Annotated in this window: 15 protein-coding genes and 1 tRNA gene; 6 read left to right on the forward strand and 10 right to left on the reverse strand. The window is 63.2% G+C overall.

Features of this window, described 5'->3' with window-relative positions; genetic code table 11:
• Positions 1-252: 252 nt before the first annotated feature.
• The gene (locus SINAR_RS0123375; protein WP_028001327.1) at positions 253-1,152 is read left to right on the forward strand and encodes a methyltransferase domain-containing protein; all 900 of its coding nucleotides are present in this window, start codon (positions 253-255) and stop codon (positions 1,150-1,152) included.
• Between the two features lie 9 nt (positions 1,153-1,161).
• On the opposite strand, the gene SINAR_RS0123380 is transcribed toward SINAR_RS0123375, so the two are convergent.
• The 6 genes from SINAR_RS0123380 to SINAR_RS0123405 form a co-directional block, all read right to left on the reverse strand.
• Positions 1,162-1,335: a Flp family type IVb pilin gene (locus SINAR_RS0123380; protein ID WP_028001328.1), complete on the reverse strand. Its 174-nt coding sequence runs from the start codon at positions 1,333-1,335 to the stop codon at positions 1,162-1,164.
• 97 nt (positions 1,336-1,432) lie between these two features.
• Entirely contained in the window at positions 1,433-1,753 is a 321-nt protein-coding gene (locus SINAR_RS0123385; RefSeq protein WP_028001329.1) for a hypothetical protein, read from the reverse strand.
• 259 nt (positions 1,754-2,012) lie between these two features.
• On the reverse strand, positions 2,013-2,420 hold the full coding sequence (gene mutT, locus SINAR_RS0123390) for an 8-oxo-dGTP diphosphatase MutT (RefSeq protein WP_028001330.1): 408 nt from the start codon (positions 2,418-2,420) through the stop codon (positions 2,013-2,015).
• A gap of 5 nt (positions 2,421-2,425) precedes the next feature.
• Complete coding sequence (locus tag SINAR_RS0123395; RefSeq protein ID WP_028001331.1) at positions 2,426-3,241, reverse strand: GNAT family N-acetyltransferase; 816 nt, start codon at positions 3,239-3,241, stop codon at positions 2,426-2,428.
• A 74-nt stretch (positions 3,242-3,315) separates the two neighbouring features.
• The gene (gene argJ / locus SINAR_RS0123400; RefSeq protein ID WP_028001332.1) at positions 3,316-4,557 is read right to left on the reverse strand and encodes a bifunctional glutamate N-acetyltransferase/amino-acid acetyltransferase ArgJ; all 1,242 of its coding nucleotides are present in this window, start codon (positions 4,555-4,557) and stop codon (positions 3,316-3,318) included.
• 157 nt (positions 4,558-4,714) lie between these two features.
• Entirely contained in the window at positions 4,715-5,569 is an 855-nt protein-coding gene (locus SINAR_RS0123405; RefSeq protein WP_028001333.1) for a peptidylprolyl isomerase, read from the reverse strand.
• A 247-nt stretch (positions 5,570-5,816) separates the two neighbouring features.
• On the opposite strand from SINAR_RS0123405, the gene secA reads away from it, so the two are divergent.
• The 4 genes from secA to SINAR_RS0123425 all read left to right on the forward strand — a co-directional run bounded on the left by secA (position 5,817) and on the right by SINAR_RS0123425 (position 12,784).
• A complete protein-coding gene (gene secA, locus SINAR_RS0123410; RefSeq protein WP_028001334.1) occupies positions 5,817-8,528 on the forward strand; it encodes a preprotein translocase subunit SecA in 2,712 nt (903 codons plus the stop codon).
• Between the two features lie 238 nt (positions 8,529-8,766).
• Positions 8,767-9,966, forward strand: coding sequence for a CmlA/FloR family chloramphenicol efflux MFS transporter (cml, locus tag SINAR_RS0123415; RefSeq protein ID WP_028001335.1), 1,200 nt, complete (start codon positions 8,767-8,769; stop codon positions 9,964-9,966).
• Between the two features lie 151 nt (positions 9,967-10,117).
• Positions 10,118-11,506 carry a lipopolysaccharide biosynthesis protein gene (locus tag SINAR_RS0123420; RefSeq protein ID WP_028001336.1) on the forward strand — a complete coding sequence of 463 codons (1,389 nt, stop codon included), beginning with the start codon at positions 10,118-10,120 and terminating at the stop codon, positions 11,504-11,506.
• Between the two features lie 3 nt (positions 11,507-11,509).
• Positions 11,510-12,784, forward strand: a complete 1,275-nt coding sequence (locus SINAR_RS0123425; protein WP_028001337.1) for a GNAT family N-acetyltransferase — start codon at positions 11,510-11,512, stop codon at positions 12,782-12,784.
• 13 nt (positions 12,785-12,797) lie between these two features.
• Here SINAR_RS0123425 and SINAR_RS0123430 read toward each other — a convergent pair whose 3' ends face one another.
• Positions 12,798-14,447 carry an AMP-binding protein gene (locus SINAR_RS0123430; RefSeq protein WP_028001338.1) on the reverse strand — a complete coding sequence of 550 codons (1,650 nt, stop codon included), beginning with the start codon at positions 14,445-14,447 and terminating at the stop codon, positions 12,798-12,800.
• A 339-nt stretch (positions 14,448-14,786) separates the two neighbouring features.
• A tRNA-Leu gene (locus SINAR_RS0123435) sits at positions 14,787-14,871 on the reverse strand.
• A gap of 316 nt (positions 14,872-15,187) precedes the next feature.
• Here SINAR_RS0123435 and SINAR_RS0123445 point away from each other — a divergent pair.
• Positions 15,188-15,697 carry a disulfide bond formation protein B gene (locus SINAR_RS0123445; RefSeq protein ID WP_028001339.1) on the forward strand — a complete coding sequence of 170 codons (510 nt, stop codon included), beginning with the start codon at positions 15,188-15,190 and terminating at the stop codon, positions 15,695-15,697.
• A gap of 146 nt (positions 15,698-15,843) precedes the next feature.
• Here SINAR_RS0123445 and SINAR_RS0123450 read toward each other — a convergent pair whose 3' ends face one another.
• Positions 15,844-16,401 carry an HNH endonuclease gene (locus tag SINAR_RS0123450; RefSeq protein WP_028001340.1) on the reverse strand — a complete coding sequence of 186 codons (558 nt, stop codon included), beginning with the start codon at positions 16,399-16,401 and terminating at the stop codon, positions 15,844-15,846.
• Positions 16,402-16,507: 106 nt separating this feature from the next.
• Positions 16,508-17,155 (reverse strand): DNA-3-methyladenine glycosylase family protein, encoded by a 648-nt coding sequence (locus tag SINAR_RS0123455; RefSeq protein ID WP_028001341.1) that lies wholly within the window; start codon positions 17,153-17,155, stop codon positions 16,508-16,510.
• Positions 17,156-17,164: the final 9 nt, after the last annotated feature.

Here is a 17,164-nt window from a genome sequence, read left to right on the forward strand (position 1 = left end):
GACTTAATTCGTATTGCTGCCCGTCTTGTAAGACCCTAGGGCCTTTCAGTCTGTCATTGAAAGACCGAAACGCTTTAACCTCGAGACCACGCACTTCCGACGGAAAACGTTACACTGTTTCCTGGGAGTGCTCTAACTGATCAGAAGACAGAAGGTGCGGCAAGTTCTAAAAGCGCTGCAGCGGCCTTGCGGTCTGGTAGGACGCGCGGCGCTGTACGTTTTCTCTCGCACCCGTATTTCGGAGAGACCATCGTGGAAATCATCTTTGACCAGAGCCTCGTCGAGGCGCGCCGCCGACGCGCACTGCGCCAGGGCGACGAGAAGGCGGGCTTCCTTCTCGACATCGTCGCACAGGAGCTGGCCGAGCGGGTGAGCGTTGTCGAACGGCAGTTCGATAAGGCCATGGAGTTGCATGGTTATACCGGAGCTGCCGCGCGCAGCCTTTCCGCGACCGGCAAGGTCGGCACGATCGAGCGTGTGGAAACGGACAGCGCCTTTGGTTTGGCGGGCGAACCGGTGACGGAGGCGCCGCTGGAGCATATCCCGGCTGAACCGGCGTCGCTTAATCTCCTTGTGTCGCCGCTGTCGCTTCATCTCACCAATGATACGCCCGGCGTCTTCATCCAGGCGCGCCGCGTGCTGAAGCCCGACGGGCTGTTCCTTGCCGCAATCCCCGGCGCCGGCACGCTGCAGGAACTGCGCGAGGCGCTCCTCTCCGCCGAAGCGGAGCTGACCGGCGGGGCGAGCCCCAGGGTGATCCCGTTTGCCGACGTGCGCGAAATGGGCGCGCTTCTTCAGCGGGCAGGCTTTGCCCTGCCGGTGGCCGATGCCGAGACATACACCGTGCGCTACGATTCGCTGTTCGGTCTCATCCGGGACCTGCGAGCAATGGGGATGACGAACCCGCTCGCCACCCGCAACCGCAGGCCAATGCCCCGGCGCTTCTTTCTCAGGGCGGCAGAAATCTACGCGCAGCGTTTTTCCGACCCGGACGGCCGCATACGCGCCACCTTCTCGATCATTTATCTTTCGGGCTGGGCACCGCATGAGAGCCAGCAGAAGCCGCTCAAACCCGGTTCGGCGAAGCAGAGATTGTCCGATGCGCTTGGGGCGAAGGAGCACAAGCTCGAGGATGGCGAAGGCGAGCCGTGATCCGCGCTGTTAAACCCAGGCGTCCTCGAGCGTCTCGGTGATGAAGGTGAGCATGTCGAGCAGTGCGCCGGAGAAATTCTGCAGGCCTATCAGAAGCCCGACCGAGATCAGCGCGGCGAGGAGGCCGTATTCCACGGCAGTCGCGCCGTCGGGGTCTCTGAGCAGGCGTCTCAGCGTTTCCATTGGTCCTCCAGCCGCTTAATGGCAAACCAGGCATCGCTGCGCCATAGACCCAGCACGAAGCGGTACGCGCCGCTGTTTCTCCGCCGTTCCTCTGCGATCAGCATCCACTCCTGCTGCCATCGGCATCGATGATGCAGACCGCACCGGGCATCTCCTGAAGCACGCTGCGCCGAACGGTATAGCGCTTGGCCGTACCGACCGAGGGTATGGAGCCGGTCGAGATGGTGTCGTAGTCGACCGGCGTGTTCGCAAGCATCCGCTTGTCGCTCTTGGACGACAGCATCGGCGTAAGAATGAGCGTCAGTGCGATTACCGCCGTGCCGAACAGCAGCGATAGATTGAGTACGCCTGTCCGGCGGGACTGGCTCGTCACCAGATCCTTGTCCTGAACCGTCCTCCAGAAATCCTCGTCCACCATTCCAGCCTCATGAAACACGAAGAGCGGCGGGCGAAGCACCCTTCCCAAAGCCTCGTCCTGACCACACCTGCCCGAAAACGGCACCGTCCGTATGAGAGGCGCCGAAACTGATAGTCCGATCTTCCCAGAGGGTGATAAACTTTCGATTAATAAATTTCCGAATTTGAGGGAATGCACCGCTACGCGAGGCTTCCGACGCCTGTGCCGGAGCGCTTCCAGGAAAGGTGTCCAAGGGTTCTCCGCCCGGAAGGGCGCAGCGTCAAAGCAAATCCATCAGAAACGGGATCAGCGGCTCGTCGGCGGGCGGCATCGCATAGTCGCGCAGTGCCTTCGGACGCACCCACCTTATCGCCTGGCCCTCGCGGCCCTCAGCGAACCCCTCGTAGCGACGGCAGACGTAAAGCGGCATCAGAAGGTGAAAGTCGTCATAGCTGTGGCTCGCAAAGGTGAGCGGCGCCAGACAGGCAACCTTCGTGCGAATGCCGAGTTCCTCTTCGAGTTCGCGGATCAGCGTCTCTTCCGGCGTCTCGCCACTCTCGACCTTGCCGCCAGGGAACTCCCAGAGTCCCGCAAGCGGTTTGCCTTCCGGACGCTGTGCCAGCAGAACGCGCCCATCGGCGTCGACGAGCGCGCAGGCGGCCACGAGCACGATCTTCCTATCTTGCATGTCCGTCAGACCTTCGGCGTTCGATAGAGATAGCGGTAGACCTCGGTGAACCCGGCCTTGCGGTACAGCTCGATCGCAGCCTCATTGTCAGCTTCCACCTGCAGCCAGGCCTTCTTTGCGCCCTTGAGGCGTGCCCACCGGAGCGAAGCGTCGAGGAGCGCCCTGCCGACGCCGCGTCGGCGCACCGCTTCGGCAACCGCGAACTGCATGATGCCGGCGAGATCATTGTCATGGACCACGAGCGATACCGCAGTCGGCCCGATCTTCCGGTCCTCGAACAGGAACAGGCCGCACTCGGGCTTGATAGCATTGATGATCTCCGTCAGCGCGGGCTTGGCCTGCGGTGGATCCTTGCCGATCAGGATGCGGGCATCCACGAAACGGCCGACATCCTTGATCGGCAGATGGTCGATGCCTTCGCTGAAATCGCGTTCCGCCAGGTCGAGCGACAGGACCCGGCTGTGCGCAAACGCCGTCCAACCCTCGCCATCCATATGGGCGACCATCCTAGGCGGCGTCAGCGGCGTCTGGCGAACCGTGAGAATACGGCCGGATTCGGCGAAAAGCCTGCGCGCCTTCTCCAGCCGGATGGCTATGTCGCGATAGTCGGACGGATCGAGCGGGTTGACGGAGTTAAGGCGCTTGGAAGGGTGCCCCGCCGTCAGACGGATAAGCCAGCTGCCGTCATATTGCACCGAGGCGGCCGGCCAGGCGCGAAAACCCACCGCTTCCAGCCGCCGCACGCTCGGTAGGTCGACCGTGACCGCTTCCCCGTTCCCCGCCCCGTCGGGCGGCTCTCTGCCGTTCGATGTCATGTCCATAGCCTTGAATGCCGGCGGCCGGAAAGAGCGCGCGGTTTCCCCGGCCGCATCCCGCTCTCAACTCCCCGCCCATGTCAGCTTCTGTAATCGCCGTTGATTTCGACATATTCCTTGGTCAAGTCGCAGGTATAGACCGTGGCCCGGCCCGACCCGAGACCGATATCGACGCGGATCGGAATGGTCTCGCCTTGCATGACCGCTGTCGCGGCCGCTTCCGAATAGGCCGGATCGCGCTCGCCCTCGACCGCGACGCGGATATCGCCGAACCAGATCGCCAGCCGGTCGCGCTCGGCCATCTCACCGGACTTGCCGACCGCCATGACGACACGGCCCCAATTGGCGTCCTCGCCGGCAACAGCCGTTTTGACAAGCGGCGAATTGGCTATCGAAAGCGCGATCCGTTTCGCGGCGGCATCGTTCTCCGCCCCCTCGACTGTCACCTCTACCATCTTGCGGGCGCCCTCGCCGTCGCGCACCACCTGCAACGCCAGGTCACGCAGCAGATCGTTGAGTGCGGCGCGGAACCCGTCGAGACGCGGGTCGGCGGCATCCTCCACCTTCGCCTGGCCATCGTCCGCCGCTGCACCGGTCGCAAAAAGCATCAGAGTATCGGAGGTGGAGGTGTCGCTGTCGACCGTCACCGAATTGAAGGTCGGCCCGACGCCGGCCGCAAGCAGCGCCTGAAGCGCCGCCGGAGCAATGTCCGCATCGGTAACGACGAAGGAGAGCATGGTCGCCATGTCGGGTGCGATCATCCCGGCGCCCTTGGCAATCCCGTTGATCACGACCTTGACCCCGCCGATCTCGGCGTCGCGGGTGGCAACCTTCGGATAGGTATCGGTCGTCATGATCGCTTTGGCCGCTTCGAGCCAGAAGTCCGGGGTGGCAGCCGCGGCAAGCCTGTCGAGAACGCCGGCGAACTTGGTTGCATCGAGCGGCTCGCCGATGACGCCCGTCGACGCCAGGAAGATCTCCGCCTCGCTGCAGCCGACGGCCCTGGCCGCGGCCTCGGCCGTAAGCTTGGTCGCCTCCCTGCCCTTTTTTCCGGTGAATGCGTTGGCATTGCCCGAGTTGACGACGACCGCGCGCGCAATGCCGCCCGGCAGGTTCTGACGGCAGTGGTCGACCGGGGCGGAGGGGCATTTCGACCGCGTGAACACGCCGGCGACAGATGCTGGCCGGTCGAAAAGCATCATCAGCACGTCGGTGCGGTTCTTGTACTTGATCCCTGCCGCAGCGGTCGCCATGCGTACGCCGCGAAGGGCCGGCATTTCGGCGAAGGTTTTCGGAGCAAGCGGAGAGACGGAACCGGACATGGAATTCACCTGCTATTCAGAAGCTTCGGATGTTGCGCGAAATGCCCGAACGGCATTCAGCCGTCGGGCATCCCGATCTCTTGAGGGCCGAGCGGAGCACTGCGAGCGACGTCAGCCTCCGCCCGAGGCGTCTCCCCGAAGGGGCCGCCGCCCGTCCTTATTTGTTTTCCTGCGGGTTGCCGGCCTCGTCATAGGCCTTTTTGAGCGCCGGATCGGAGATTTCGACCGCAGTGCTCTCCTTCGCGGAATTCAGAAGCGCGAGATACTTGTCGCGCATCACGAGCTGGCGAACCTGAGGCTCGACCTGCTCGAGCGTCGGCGGAGCCTGGGGACGCTTGTCCTCGACGAGAATTACATGGAAGCCGAACTGCGTCTTGACCGGGGTCTTCGTGTAGGCGCCCTTTTCGAGCGCGAAGACGGCCGTCTCGAATTCAGGCACCATGCGGCCCTTGGTGAAGTAGCCGAGGTCGCCGCCGTCGTCCTTGTTCGGATCGGTGGACTTGGCCTTGGCGAGCTCGGCGAAATCCTTGCCCGCATCGAGCTCCTTGATGACTTCCTTCGCCTCGTCCTCGGTCTTGACGAGGATGTGGCGGGCTTTCACCTCTTCCTGCGGCGGAATCGCTGCGACTTCCTTGTCGTAGCGCGCCTTCACCTCTTCCGCCGTCACGGCATCGACCACGTGCTTCTTGAAGAAGGCGTTGTGCAATTCGCGCTCGGTCAGGAAGGCGACGCGCTGCTTGAACGCCTCGTCGTTCTGAAGCCCTTCCTTCTCGGCGTCCTTCAAAAGCAGCTTGACATCGATGACGGCCGAAAGCGCTGCGGCGCGCTTCTGTTCGTCGGGCATTCGCTGGAGCTGCGGATCGAGGCTCGTGATTGCGAGATCAAGTTCCGACTGGCGGATTTCCTGGTCGCCGACTTTCGCAATGACCGGGTCGGTCCCTTCGGCGCGGGCGGCGCCCGCTGCAATCATCGCGACCAGTGCCGCGGCCGCAAGGGTCTTGTATCTAGACATGTTCCTAACCTTTCACCATTGGCCGCCAGCGCGATTGTCTCCGGCCCTCCGAGAGCTGCCACAACAACCAGAATGTGGCGGTTCTGTAGCCGTCCGGCCGTGCAAGTGCGTTGACATAATCCGACCCCCCTCTTATCTGTCACGCAACCTCGCGTCCAGATCAGTTTCCGGGCGTTTCGCGGCGTGACGCGGTTTTTCGACCGCGCGCGTGAAACCCCAGGCGACAATTAAGGAAAGGACCATTCGCATGGTCAGTCTCGGCGGCTTTGCCCGCAAGTTGTTTGGTTCCGCCAACGATCGCCGCGTTCGCGGCTACAAGGGCCGGGTGGACGCCATCAATGCTCTCGAAGCCGAAATGAAGGCGCTGAGCGACGAGGCCCTGGCGGCAAAAACGGCGGAATTTCGCCAGCAGCTCGCCGACGGAAAGACATTGGACGACATTCTCGTGCCTGCCTTCGCGGTCGTTCGCGAGGCTGCGCGCCGCGTCCTCGGGCTGCGCCCCTTCGACGTCCAGCTGATCGGCGGCATGATCCTGCACGAGCGCGCCATCGCGGAAATGAAGACCGGCGAAGGCAAGACCCTCGTCGCCACTCTTCCCGTGTATCTCAACGCGCTCGCCGGCAAGGGCGTGCATGTGGTCACCGTCAACGATTACCTGGCCCAGCGCGACGCCGGCATGATGGGCCGCGTCTACGGCTTCCTCGGCATGACCACCGGCGTCATCGTCCACGGACTTTCCGACGAGCAGCGCCGCGACGCCTATGCCTGCGACGTCACCTATGCGACGAACAACGAGCTCGGCTTCGACTATCTGCGCGACAACATGAAGTACGAACGCTCCCAGATGGTGCAGCGCGGTCACTTCTTCGCGATCGTCGACGAGGTGGACTCGATCCTCGTGGACGAGGCGCGCACGCCGCTCATCATCTCCGGCCCGCTCGACGACCGTTCCGATCTCTACAACACCATCAACGAGTTCATTCCGCGCCTGTCGCCGGAAGACTATGAGATCGACGAGAAGCAGCGCTCGGCCAACTTCTCGGAGGAAGGCACCGAAAAGCTCGAGAACATGCTGCGCGGGGCCGGCCTGCTGAAAGGCGAGTCGCTCTACGATATCGAGAACGTGGCGATCGTTCACCACGTCAACAACGCCCTGAAGGCCCATAAGCTCTTCACGCGCGACAAGGACTACATCGTGCGCAACGGCGAGATCGTCATCATCGACGAGTTCACCGGCCGCATGATGCCGGGCCGCCGCTATTCCGAAGGCCAGCACCAGGCGCTCGAAGCCAAGGAAAAGGTGCAGATCCAGCCCGAGAACCAGACGCTGGCCTCGATCACCTTCCAGAATTATTTCCGCATGTACGACAAACTGGCGGGCATGACCGGTACGGCAGCCACGGAAGCGGAGGAATTCGGCAACATTTACGGCCTCGAAGTTATCGAGGTGCCGACCAACCTGCCGATCAGGCGCGTCGACGAGGACGACGAGGTCTATCGCACCGTCGGCGAAAAATTCAAGGCGATCATCGACGAGATCAAATCTGCACATGAGCGCGGCCAGCCCATGCTCGTCGGCACCACGTCGATCGAGAAGTCCGAGCTTCTGGCCGATATGCTGAAGAAGGGCGGCTTCTCGAAGTTCCAGGTGCTGAACGCCCGCTACCACGAGCAGGAAGCCTACATCGTCGCGCAGGCCGGCGTCCCCGGCGCCGTCACGATCGCCACCAATATGGCCGGCCGCGGCACCGACATCCAGCTTGGCGGCAATCCCGACATGCGCATCCAGCAGGAGCTGGCCGATGTAGAGGCCGGCCCGGAGCGCGAGGCGCGCGAGAGGGCGATTCGCGAAGAGGTTCAAAAGCTTAAGGAAAAGGCGCTTGCCGCCGGCGGGCTCTACGTTCTTGCCACCGAACGGCACGAAAGCCGCCGCATCGACAACCAGCTGCGCGGCCGTTCGGGCCGCCAGGGCGACCCGGGCCGCTCGAAGTTCTACCTGTCGCTTCAGGACGATCTGATGCGCATCTTCGGTTCCGACCGCATGGACGGAATGCTGCAGAAGCTCGGGCTGAAGGAAGGCGAGGCAATCGTCCATCCCTGGATCAACAAGGCGCTCGAACGCGCCCAGAAGAAGGTCGAGGCGCGCAACTTCGACATCCGCAAGAACCTTCTGAAATACGACGACGTGCTCAATGACCAGCGCAAGGTCATCTTCGAGCAGCGCATCGAACTGATGGACGCCGAAAGCGTCACCGACACGGTGACCGACATGCGCAACGAAGTGATCGAGGAAATCGTCGCCAGACGCATTCCGGAACGGGCCTATGCCGAGAAATGGGATGCCGAGGGCCTGAAGGCCGACGTCCAGCAATATCTCAATCTCGACCTGCCGATCGCCGATTGGGTCGCCGAAGAAGGCATCGCGGAGGACGATATCCGCGAACGCATTACTGACGCGGCGGATAAGGCGGCCGCCGAGCGCGCGGAGCGTTTCGGCCCCGAAATCATGCAGTATGTCGAGCGCTCGGTCGTTCTCCAGACGCTCGACCATCTCTGGCGCGAGCACATCGTCAATCTCGACCATCTGCGGTCGGTCATCGGCTTCCGCGGCTATGCCCAGCGCGACCCCCTGCAGGAATACAAGTCCGAGGCTTTCGAGCTGTTCCAGGCCCTCCTCGGCAATCTGCGCCAGGCGGTCACGGCGCAGCTGATGCGCGTCGAGCTGGTTCGCGAGGCACCCGAAGAGCCCCAGCCGCTGCCACCGATGCAGGCGCACCACATCGATCCCCTGACCGGCGAAGACGACTTCGCACGGGCCGGCGAGACGCTGCTGGCGACCGCCCCGGCGAACCGCAATCCGGCAGACCCTTCCACCTGGGGCAAAGTCGCACGCAACGAAGCCTGCCCCTGCGGCTCGGGCAAGAAATACAAGCACTGCCACGGCGTTTATGAAGCCTGATCAGCAAGTGCCGCGTGTCCGATCGGACACGCGGACGATTGTCTGCCTGCCGCTGACATGGTAGGCAGCATGCCTCACCTCAAGATGCGCACGGAGCCCGAGCATGGGAGCTCAAAAGTCGTCGGATAAGTAAGCCGCAACAACGCTCTTTCTCGTTGTTGCGGCGTCTGTCGATCCGACCCCGTGCTGATTAGGCAGGCCGCCGCCAAATGTTCCTCATTTGAGCGGAAGTCTCTCCATGTCTTCAACGCCTTCTCGTTGGCGCTATTCGCTGCCGGCAGTGCTGCTGCTGATGGCGCCCTTCGATATTCTCGCCTCCCTGGCTATGGATATCTATCTCCCCATCGTTCCGGCGATGCCCCGAATTCTCGGCACGAGCCCCGCCGTGATCCAGCTCACGCTGAGCCTCTATATGGTGATGCTCGGCCTCGGCCAGATCGTTTTCGGGCCGGTCTCCGATCGCATCGGACGGCGGCCCGTCCTGATCGGCGGAGCCGCGCTCTTTGCCGCTGCATCGTTCTGCCTTGCGGCGTCCTCAAGCGCCATTCCTTTCGTCGCTTTCCGCTTCCTGCAAGCGGTTGGCGCCTCGGCGGCCCTGGTGGCCACCTTCGCAACGATCCGGGATGTCTATGCCGACCGTCCGGAAAGCGCGGTCATCTATAGCCTGTTCGGTTCCATCCTGGCATTCGTGCCCGCTCTGGGACCGATAGCCGGTGCCATGCTGGCGGAGAGGCTAGGATGGCGTTCGATCTTCGTCACGCTGGGCGCGTTTGCCGTGGTCGCGCTGGTACGGGCTTTGCCGCGGTGGCATGAAACCCGGCCTTTGGCGGCAGCGGTTTCGCGGTATGCATTCGGCCCCCTGTTCCGCAGCCTTGCCTTCTGGACCTATACGCTCGGCTTCAGCGCCGCCATGGGCACGTTCTTCGTGTTCTTTTCGACCTCGCCCCGCGTTCTGATCGACAAGGCCGGGTATTCGGAGCTGCAATTCAGCCTCGCCTTCGCAACCGTAGCGGCCGTCATGATCTTCACGGCGCGCTTTGCCAAGCGGTTCGTCGCCCGATGGGGAACTTCGGGCAGCCTCCTGCGGGGCATGTGCATGCTGCTCCTTGGGGCGGCGCTCCTCACTGCCGGAGGAACCTTCGGCGGCCCTTCGTCCTGGACGTTCGTCGCGCCCATGTGGGTCATGGCGGTCGGCATCGTCTTCACCGTGTCGGTGACTGCAAACGGCGCTCTCAGGGATTTTGGAGACATGGCGGGTTCGGCGGTCGCAGTCTATTTCTGCGTCCAGAGCCTCATCGTCGGGACGGCGGGCACACTGCTCGTGATCGGATTGCCCGGTGACACCGCATGGCCGCTAGCGGTTTACGCCTCGATAATGGCCGGTATCGTGCTGATCGCGCGCCGGCGGTTGCATTCCAGCTGGCACGCACAGGCATGATTGAAGAGGAAGCCGGGCAAGGCCCGGCTTCCGCCGCCCCGACACCGGGGCTGAACCCTTTGTTAACGGTGATCTGGCAGAAGTGAGGCCCTGTATTGCGTAATGTCAGGGTGTCCTCGTGTTCATGGCGGTATGTCAATCGGCCGGACGAATGCTGCCGTCGGCGCTGAGGTATCGCCTGTCTCTTCTTTTGCAGGGCGTAGCGCCGCTTCTTGCGGGGAACGATCCCAGGAGCCGGGCACAGCGCGTGGCGCTCATCGCCTTTCTGATCCGCATCATCAGCGCGGCAATCGCCTTCGTCTCGCAAGTCGTCCTTGCTCGCCTCGTCGGCGAATTCGAATACGGCATCTTCATTTTCGTCTGGGTCCTGGTCGTTCTGTTCGGAAACCTGTCCTGCCTCGGCTTCCATGCGACCGTGATCCGCTTCCTGCCGGAATACCATACGACCGCCGCGCTTGCGAACATCCGCGGCCTGACCGCAACGGCGCGCGTCTTTGCGCTGCTTTCCGCGACCGTGCTCGCCGCAGCCGGCGGAACCGGCCTCTGGCTCTTCGGCTCCGCCATCGAAAGCTACTACCTGGTTCCCCTCTATCTCGGTCTGTTCACCCTGCCGATGATCGCCCTCGGCGACGTACTGGACGGCACCGCGCGGGCGCATAGCTGGCCGATCGTCGCGATGAGCCCGACCTATCTCGTGCGTCCGCTGCTGATCCTCGGTTTCATGGTCATCGCGATCGCCGCCGGACTTCCGCGTGACGCGACGACAGCCATGGGCGCAGCACTGGCGGCAGCCTATGTCACCACGATTGGACAATTTCTGACGATGGCATGGCGGCTCGGCCGGCATTACGTGCGCGGGCCGATGAAGATCGAACTCGGGCGGTGGCTCAGCGTCTCCCTGCCCATTTTTCTGGTCGACGGTTTCGGTTTCCTGCTCACCAATTCCGACGTCGTCATCGTGGGTCTCTATCTGAAACCCGACGATGTGGCCGTGTATTTTGCGGCGGCCAAGACCATGGCACTCGTCCACTTCGTCATGTTCGCCGTCAAGGCGGCGGCAGGTCCGCGTTTCTCCGCGGCAATGGCAGCAGGCGACCGCCGGCAGCTGGCGGAAATCTCCGTCGAGAGCGCGCGCTGGTCCTTCTGGCCATCCGTCGTGATCGGCGGCTGCGTGCTCGCAGCCGGCAACATGCTGCTTTCGCTGTTTGGCCCGGCTTTCACGGCCGGCGCCCCCTTGATGGCGATCCTGCTGACGGGAATTCTCGCCAAGGCCTTTGTCGGGCCCGCCGAGACACTGCTCACGATGGCGGGGCGACAAAAGCTCTGCGTCATCCTCTATGCGGCCGCACTCGGTGCGAACATCGCCCTGAACGTGACGCTCATCCCGGTCTTCGGCCTGACGGGCGCGGCCGCCGCCACCGCCGGCGCGATGTTCGTGGAGGCAGCCATACTGCACTTCGCCGTCAGGCGCACCTTCGGCTTTCCCCTGCTGGCCATTGCCGGCGCGGCGGGCATGAACAACAAGAACGAGGCGATTTAAGCCATGATCGGCAATGTCCATCTTCCCGCAGACGCGAATGGGAGCGCGAACCGCCTGCTTGGGGGTCTCGCACAATCCGGTATGGATGCGCTGCAGTCGGAGCGGACCTTGATGGTCGGAAGGCCCGGACGGCACCTGGCGGTCTATCCGGCAAGAGCAGGATACGACCTGCAGCGGGAACTCGACTTTCTCTCCAATCGCGCCATCGAGCAGAACGTCTTCTTCACCGGGCGCTTTCTCGCGCCGGCCATGCCGCGCCTCGAGGATCGGGTGATCCGGCTCGCGGTCCTGCGCGACACCGACGAGCAGCGAAGCCGGCTCCGGTTCCTGATGCCCTTTTCCATAGAGAAGCCCGGCTTTTCGATCGGCGCAACCATCATCCGCGCCTGGTCCAATCCTTTCGGGCCGCTGGGTACACCCCTCCTCGATGCGGAGGACGCGGCCGAAACGATCAGCAATCTCTACGAAGCTCTCGCCGCGCCCGCCGCCGGCCTGCCGCCGGTGCTCGTGCTTCCGGATATCAGGCTGAACGGCAAATTCGCGCAGCTCGCCCGTGCCGTTGCGATCGGCGAAAACCTGCCGCTGACGGTGACCGATACCTTCAGCCGGCCGATGCTCGAAAGCCTGCTGGACGGCTCCACCTATTTGCGCGAATCGATCAGCCCCCGGCATCTGCGGGAGTTGAAGCGCCAGTGGAACAATCTCGCAAGACAGGGGTCGCTGACCTACAATGTCGCGCGCCGGCCCGATGAGGTCCGCCTGCGCATGGAGGAGTTTCTGGTCCTCGAAGCGTCCGGCTGGAAAGGCCGCGAACGCAGTGCCATGATTATGGACCGGTTCCGCGCCGCTTTCGCGAGGGAGGCGGTGAACAATCTCGCCGAGGCCGACAGCGTCCGCATTCACACGCTCGATCTGGACGGCAAGGCGATCGCGACCATTATCGTTCTGCTGATGGCCGGCGAAGCCTACACCTGGAAGACTGCCTATGACGAGCGCTTCGCGAAACACTCGCCAGGAAAGCTGCTTGCCGCAGAGCTCACGGAGTGGCATCTCGACGACGCCAATATCATCCGCTCCGATTCCTGCGCGGTTCCCGATCACCCGGTCATGAGCCGCCTCTGGCAGGAGCGCGAGGAGATGGGCACGCTCGTGATCGGGCTCGAACAGAACCGTGACCGCGACGTGCGCCAGGTCGCCGCTCAGCTCCACCTTTATCGCAACACCCGCAATATGGCCCGCCTGCTGCGTGAAAAGATCCGGGCGCTCGCCGGCCGCTGATCCTTCCAGCCTGCTATCGGCCGCCGGACGCGGCGCGCGCCTCTGCCGCCGCCTTCTCCCGCAGAAGCCGGCGGATCACCTTGCCCGAAGTGGTCAAAGGCAGGCTCTCGACGAAAGCGATCTCGCGCGGATATTCGTGCATCGACAACCTGTTCTTCACCCAGTCGCGAATCCCTGCCGCGACCTCTTCGCCGGGAGCGACGCCGGGTTTCAGTACCACATAGGCCTTGACGATCTCGGTCCGGATCGGGTCCGGTTTGCCGACGGCCGCGGCGAGTTGGACATCCGGATGTCCGGCCAGACAATCCTCGATTTCGCCCGGACCGATGCGGTAGCCGGAGGACGTGATGACGTCGTCATCACGGCCGAAAAAGGTGAAATAGCCCTCCCCGTCCACGATGCCCTGGTCACCGGTGGTCATCCAGTCGCCGATGAACTTTGCCCTGGTCGCCTGTTCGTTCCGCCAGTAGCCGAGGAACATCACCGGATCGGGGCGCCTGACCGCCACCTGCCCGACCGTTCCGGGCGGCAGCACCCGTCCGTCGCCGTCTATGATCGCGACCTGATGACCCGGTGCCGCCTTGCCCATGGAACCGGGCTTCACCACGCCGAGATCCGTCGCGGAAGAAATGACGATATTGCATTCCGTCTGGCCGTAGAATTCGCTCACCTCCACGCCGAGGGCCGCCCTGGCCCATTCGAAGGTCTCCCGCCCGAGCGCCTCTCCCGCCGAACCGACGGTGCGGAGCTTGAGCGCGTAGCGATCGCCTGGCCGCTCCACCGACTTGAGAAGCCTGAGTGCCGTCGGCGGGATGAAGGCGTTGCGCACCTCCATCTCCTCGATGATCCGGAACGCCATATGCGCATCGAACTTTTGCGCCGGCGAGGAAACCACAGGCACACCGAAGAACAGCGACGGCAGCAGGGCGTTCAGGAGACCTCCCGCCCAGGCCCAATCGGCGGGGGTCCACATCCGGTCGCCCGGCTGCGGCAGGAAATGATGATGGAACTGAAACCCCGGCAGATGGCCGAGCAGCACGCGATGCCCGTGCAGGGCCCCTTTCGGCGGTCCGGTCGTTCCGGACGTATAGATCATCAGCGCCGGATCGTCCGGTTTCGTCTCCACGGGCTCGAATCGGCCCTGCCCTGCCTCTAGATCTCGGAAACGAACCGTGCCGGGCTTCTCGTCCTTCTCGGCCAGCACGACCAGACGAAGATCCGGCAGCTCGTCGCGGATCGCCGCAAGCCGCTCATAGCCGAAGCGGTTGGTCACGACTGCGGCCGCGCCCGCATCCTTCAGGCGATAGGCAAGCCCCTCGACGCCGAAGAGCAGTGCCAGCGGTAGCGCGATGGCACCCAACTTATAGATAGCCGCATGGGCGATCGCCGCCTCGAAACCCTGCGGCAGCAGGATGGCGACGCGTTCGCCGGGGTTCACGCCATGCGCGGCAAGCCCGCCGGCAAAAGCGGACGAACGCGCAGCGAAGTCGCCATAGGTCAGCGCAAGATGCGCGCCATCGGGGCTGAAATGCTGAAGACAGATGCGCTCCGGGTCGCGCGCTCCCCAAGCATCGCTGACGGCCACGCCGATATTGAACCTCTCCGGAATCCGCCAGCGGAATTCGCGATAGAGTTCTTCATAGGATTCGATCTTCGGGAGCATGGGCCTGCTGCAGCTGAATTTTGCTGCAACGCAGCTAACATTTGCGGGCGGTGGAGTTCAATGGGGCAGCCGACGGGGCAGCGGAGCAGACGCAAGACTCATCCCGATTCCACTGCGCTTCAGAAGCGTCCCGCATGAATGTTCGCCGGAACGGATACACAGTGATGCTGTCGGCGAGCATTACGGCTCCAGTGCTCGCCCAACCATCCCCTGACGCTGGTGTTGTCGCTCAGGGCCAAGCTTTCCCCTGTGGAAGGGCATAGCTTCAAAGTGCTCGAGCGGAATGAAGAAAAGTGTCCGAGATTCTCAGCGCAGGCGCGCAAAGGCGCGGTAGCCGGGTGGTGCCCCATGCCGGAGTCGAACCAGCACTCCTTTCGGAACTCGATTTTGAGTCGAGCGCGTCTACCAATTCCGCCAATGGGGCTAGAGGCTTGCGATATCAGCGCTTGGGATTTACACGATCGTTTTCGCGCCGGTCAACCGCGAAGTTTGCGATTTCCGTCGATCGCATGAATTTGCTCGGATGCGGCACGAACGGCATCGGTCGCCCGGAGGAACCGCAAGCGTACAAACCCGCTTCCGCTCTTCTCCGCCCCGCTCCGACCGATCACAAAAGCGTGCAAGCGGCTGAACGCCCGAGGCGATTTACAGAGGGAGCGATCCTGCCTAAGAAGGCGTCGTTCGATTTAACGGGCGCCCGGGCGACGTGCTCGCCGCTCTGCGCGTGACGAGAGGTGTGCATGATCGAGGCTTCGTTTGCTCAGCGCCGGCAATTGCTTTGCGCCGTGCTCGTCACTATCGGCATGGCTGCGACCGTCGGTGCTGCACTCGGTTTCGAGCATATCGGCGGCTATATCCCCTGCGCGCTCTGCCTCCTTCAGCGCGATCCCTATTACTACGGCATACCGGTCGGTCTTCTCGCCATACTCACCAGCGTGCTGAAGCTGCCCGCCTGGACCACGCGCATGCTGCTGCTCATCGTCGGCATCCTGATGCTGGTCGGTGCCGGCCTCGGCGTCTATCATGCCGGCGCCGAGTGGCATTTCTGGGAGGGCCCCTCGACCTGCGCCACCACGGCCCAAGGCATTTCTCCCGACGTCGGCGACCTGCTCGGCGATCTCGATGCAAAGCATGCGCCGTCCTGCAGCGATGCGGCAATGCGCGTGCTCGGGCTTTCTTTCGCAGGCTGGAACGTCATCGCGAGCCTGGTTCTCGCGGCGATCGCTCTGCGTGGTGCCTCGAAGGCATGAGTTCAGGGCCGCACGCCCAAATCAGACGCCGCAATATATCTGGGCTGGCTGGTCCCTGTGACAGGCACAGGAATGACGTTCGGGGAGAGGTCGTGCGGTAACGCAACTGACGAGGTGAGTGCAGCGCCGACAGCAGCATGAGGCCCTTACGGCTGCAGCTCGACATCCCAGTAGAGATAGTCCATCCAGCTGTCATGCAGATGGTTCGGCGGGAAAAGCCGGCCGTTATTGTGCAGATCCTGGACCGTCGGATGATAGGGCTTCTGGTGCGGGAACATGCCCGCCTGCTTCGGCAGCTTGCTGCCCTTGCGCAGATTGCACGGGGAACAGGCCGCAACGACGTTTTCCCAGGTGGTCTGGCCGCCATGGGCCCGCGGGATGACGTGGTCGAAAGTCAGGTCATCAGGCGATCCGCAGTACTGGCACTCGAATTTGTCGCGCAGGAAAACGTTGAACCGCGTGAAAGCCGGATGGCGCGAAGGCTGAACATAGCTCTTGAGGCAGACGACACTCGGAAGCCGCATGGAAAAACTCGGCGACGATACGGAGTGTTCGTATTCGGCAAGGATGGTCACACGGTCGAGAAAGACCGCCTTGATCGCGTCCTGCCAGGACCAGAGCGACAAGGGATAATAACTCAGCGGCCTGTAGTCGGCGTTCAGCACGAGCGCCGGCAGGGCCTGAGGTGAGACTGCAATCGTCAAGCGTATTCTCCTGAGCGATTCGGCATCTGCATCTTCTATATTAGGCGCGTTGCGACAGGATTGTGAAGCCACAAAGAAAAGGGAGCGATGGACCCGCCTTTTTTCTTCAAGGCGTCACGGGAAGCGCATCGCGGCGCATCTCCTGCGCATAATAGGCCCAAAAAAGCCGCGCGGCGATACTGCGCCATGGCGACCAGGCGGCCGCAAGCGAATCGACCTCGCTTGCCGTCGGGCGCAGTTCGAGCCCCAGCGCATGGCCGATGGCATTCTGCAGGGCAACATCGCCGGCCGGAAACACATCCGGGTGGCCGGCGCAGAAAAGCAGGTAGACCTCGGCAGTCCAACGACCGATGCCTTTGATCGCCGTGAGTTCATGGATCGCCCGGACCGCTTCGGCATTACAGACGGCGTGGAGATCGATCTCGCCCCTGGTCGCGGCAGCGGCGACCCTTCTCAGCGTATCGGCCTTGGCTCGGGACAGGCCGATGCGCCGGCAATCGTCGTCGTCGAGCGCAAGCACTGCGTCTGCGGTGATCTCGCCGAGCGAGGCCTCCATCCGTTTCCAGATCGCCGCCGCACTCGCCTTGGAGACCATCTGCGAGACGATTATGTTGGCGAGACCGCGATACCCGGGATCGGTGCGCCTCAGCGGCACCGGCCCCGCCTTTTCGACGACGTGTTCAAGCCGGGCATCGAGCATCACCAGACCGGCAAGGCCAGCCTCTATATCCTCATGTGTCCGGATGATCCGCATGCATCCTCC

The organism is Sinorhizobium arboris LMG 14919, from assembly GCF_000427465.1.
In the GTDB taxonomy this organism is placed as follows: Bacteria; Pseudomonadota; Alphaproteobacteria; order Rhizobiales; family Rhizobiaceae; genus Sinorhizobium; species Sinorhizobium arboris.

Excerpts from the sequence above, each read along its gene's own strand:
- SINAR_RS0123380 (WP_028001328.1), bottom strand. The coding sequence starts at position 1,335 with ATGGAAACGCTGAGACGCCTGCTCAGAGACCCCGACGGCGCGACTGCC.
- SINAR_RS0123385 (WP_028001329.1), bottom strand. The coding sequence starts at position 1,753 with ATGGTGGACGAGGATTTCTGGAGGACGGTTCAGGACAAGGATCTGGTG.
- mutT (WP_028001330.1), bottom strand. The coding sequence starts at position 2,420 with ATGCAAGATAGGAAGATCGTGCTCGTGGCCGCCTGCGCGCTCGTCGAC.
- SINAR_RS0123395 (WP_028001331.1), bottom strand. The coding sequence starts at position 3,241 with ATGGACATGACATCGAACGGCAGAGAGCCGCCCGACGGGGCGGGGAAC.
- argJ (WP_028001332.1), bottom strand. The coding sequence starts at position 4,557 with ATGTCCGGTTCCGTCTCTCCGCTTGCTCCGAAAACCTTCGCCGAAATG.
- SINAR_RS0123405 (WP_028001333.1), bottom strand. The coding sequence starts at position 5,569 with ATGTCTAGATACAAGACCCTTGCGGCCGCGGCACTGGTCGCGATGATT.
- secA (WP_028001334.1), top strand. The coding sequence starts at position 5,817 with ATGGTCAGTCTCGGCGGCTTTGCCCGCAAGTTGTTTGGTTCCGCCAAC.
- cml (WP_028001335.1), top strand. The coding sequence starts at position 8,767 with ATGTCTTCAACGCCTTCTCGTTGGCGCTATTCGCTGCCGGCAGTGCTG.
- SINAR_RS0123420 (WP_028001336.1), top strand. The coding sequence starts at position 10,118 with ATGCTGCCGTCGGCGCTGAGGTATCGCCTGTCTCTTCTTTTGCAGGGC.
- SINAR_RS0123425 (WP_028001337.1), top strand. The coding sequence starts at position 11,510 with ATGATCGGCAATGTCCATCTTCCCGCAGACGCGAATGGGAGCGCGAAC.
- SINAR_RS0123430 (WP_028001338.1), bottom strand. The coding sequence starts at position 14,447 with ATGCTCCCGAAGATCGAATCCTATGAAGAACTCTATCGCGAATTCCGC.
- SINAR_RS0123445 (WP_028001339.1), top strand. The coding sequence starts at position 15,188 with ATGATCGAGGCTTCGTTTGCTCAGCGCCGGCAATTGCTTTGCGCCGTG.
- SINAR_RS0123455 (WP_028001341.1), bottom strand. The coding sequence starts at position 17,155 with ATGCGGATCATCCGGACACATGAGGATATAGAGGCTGGCCTTGCCGGT.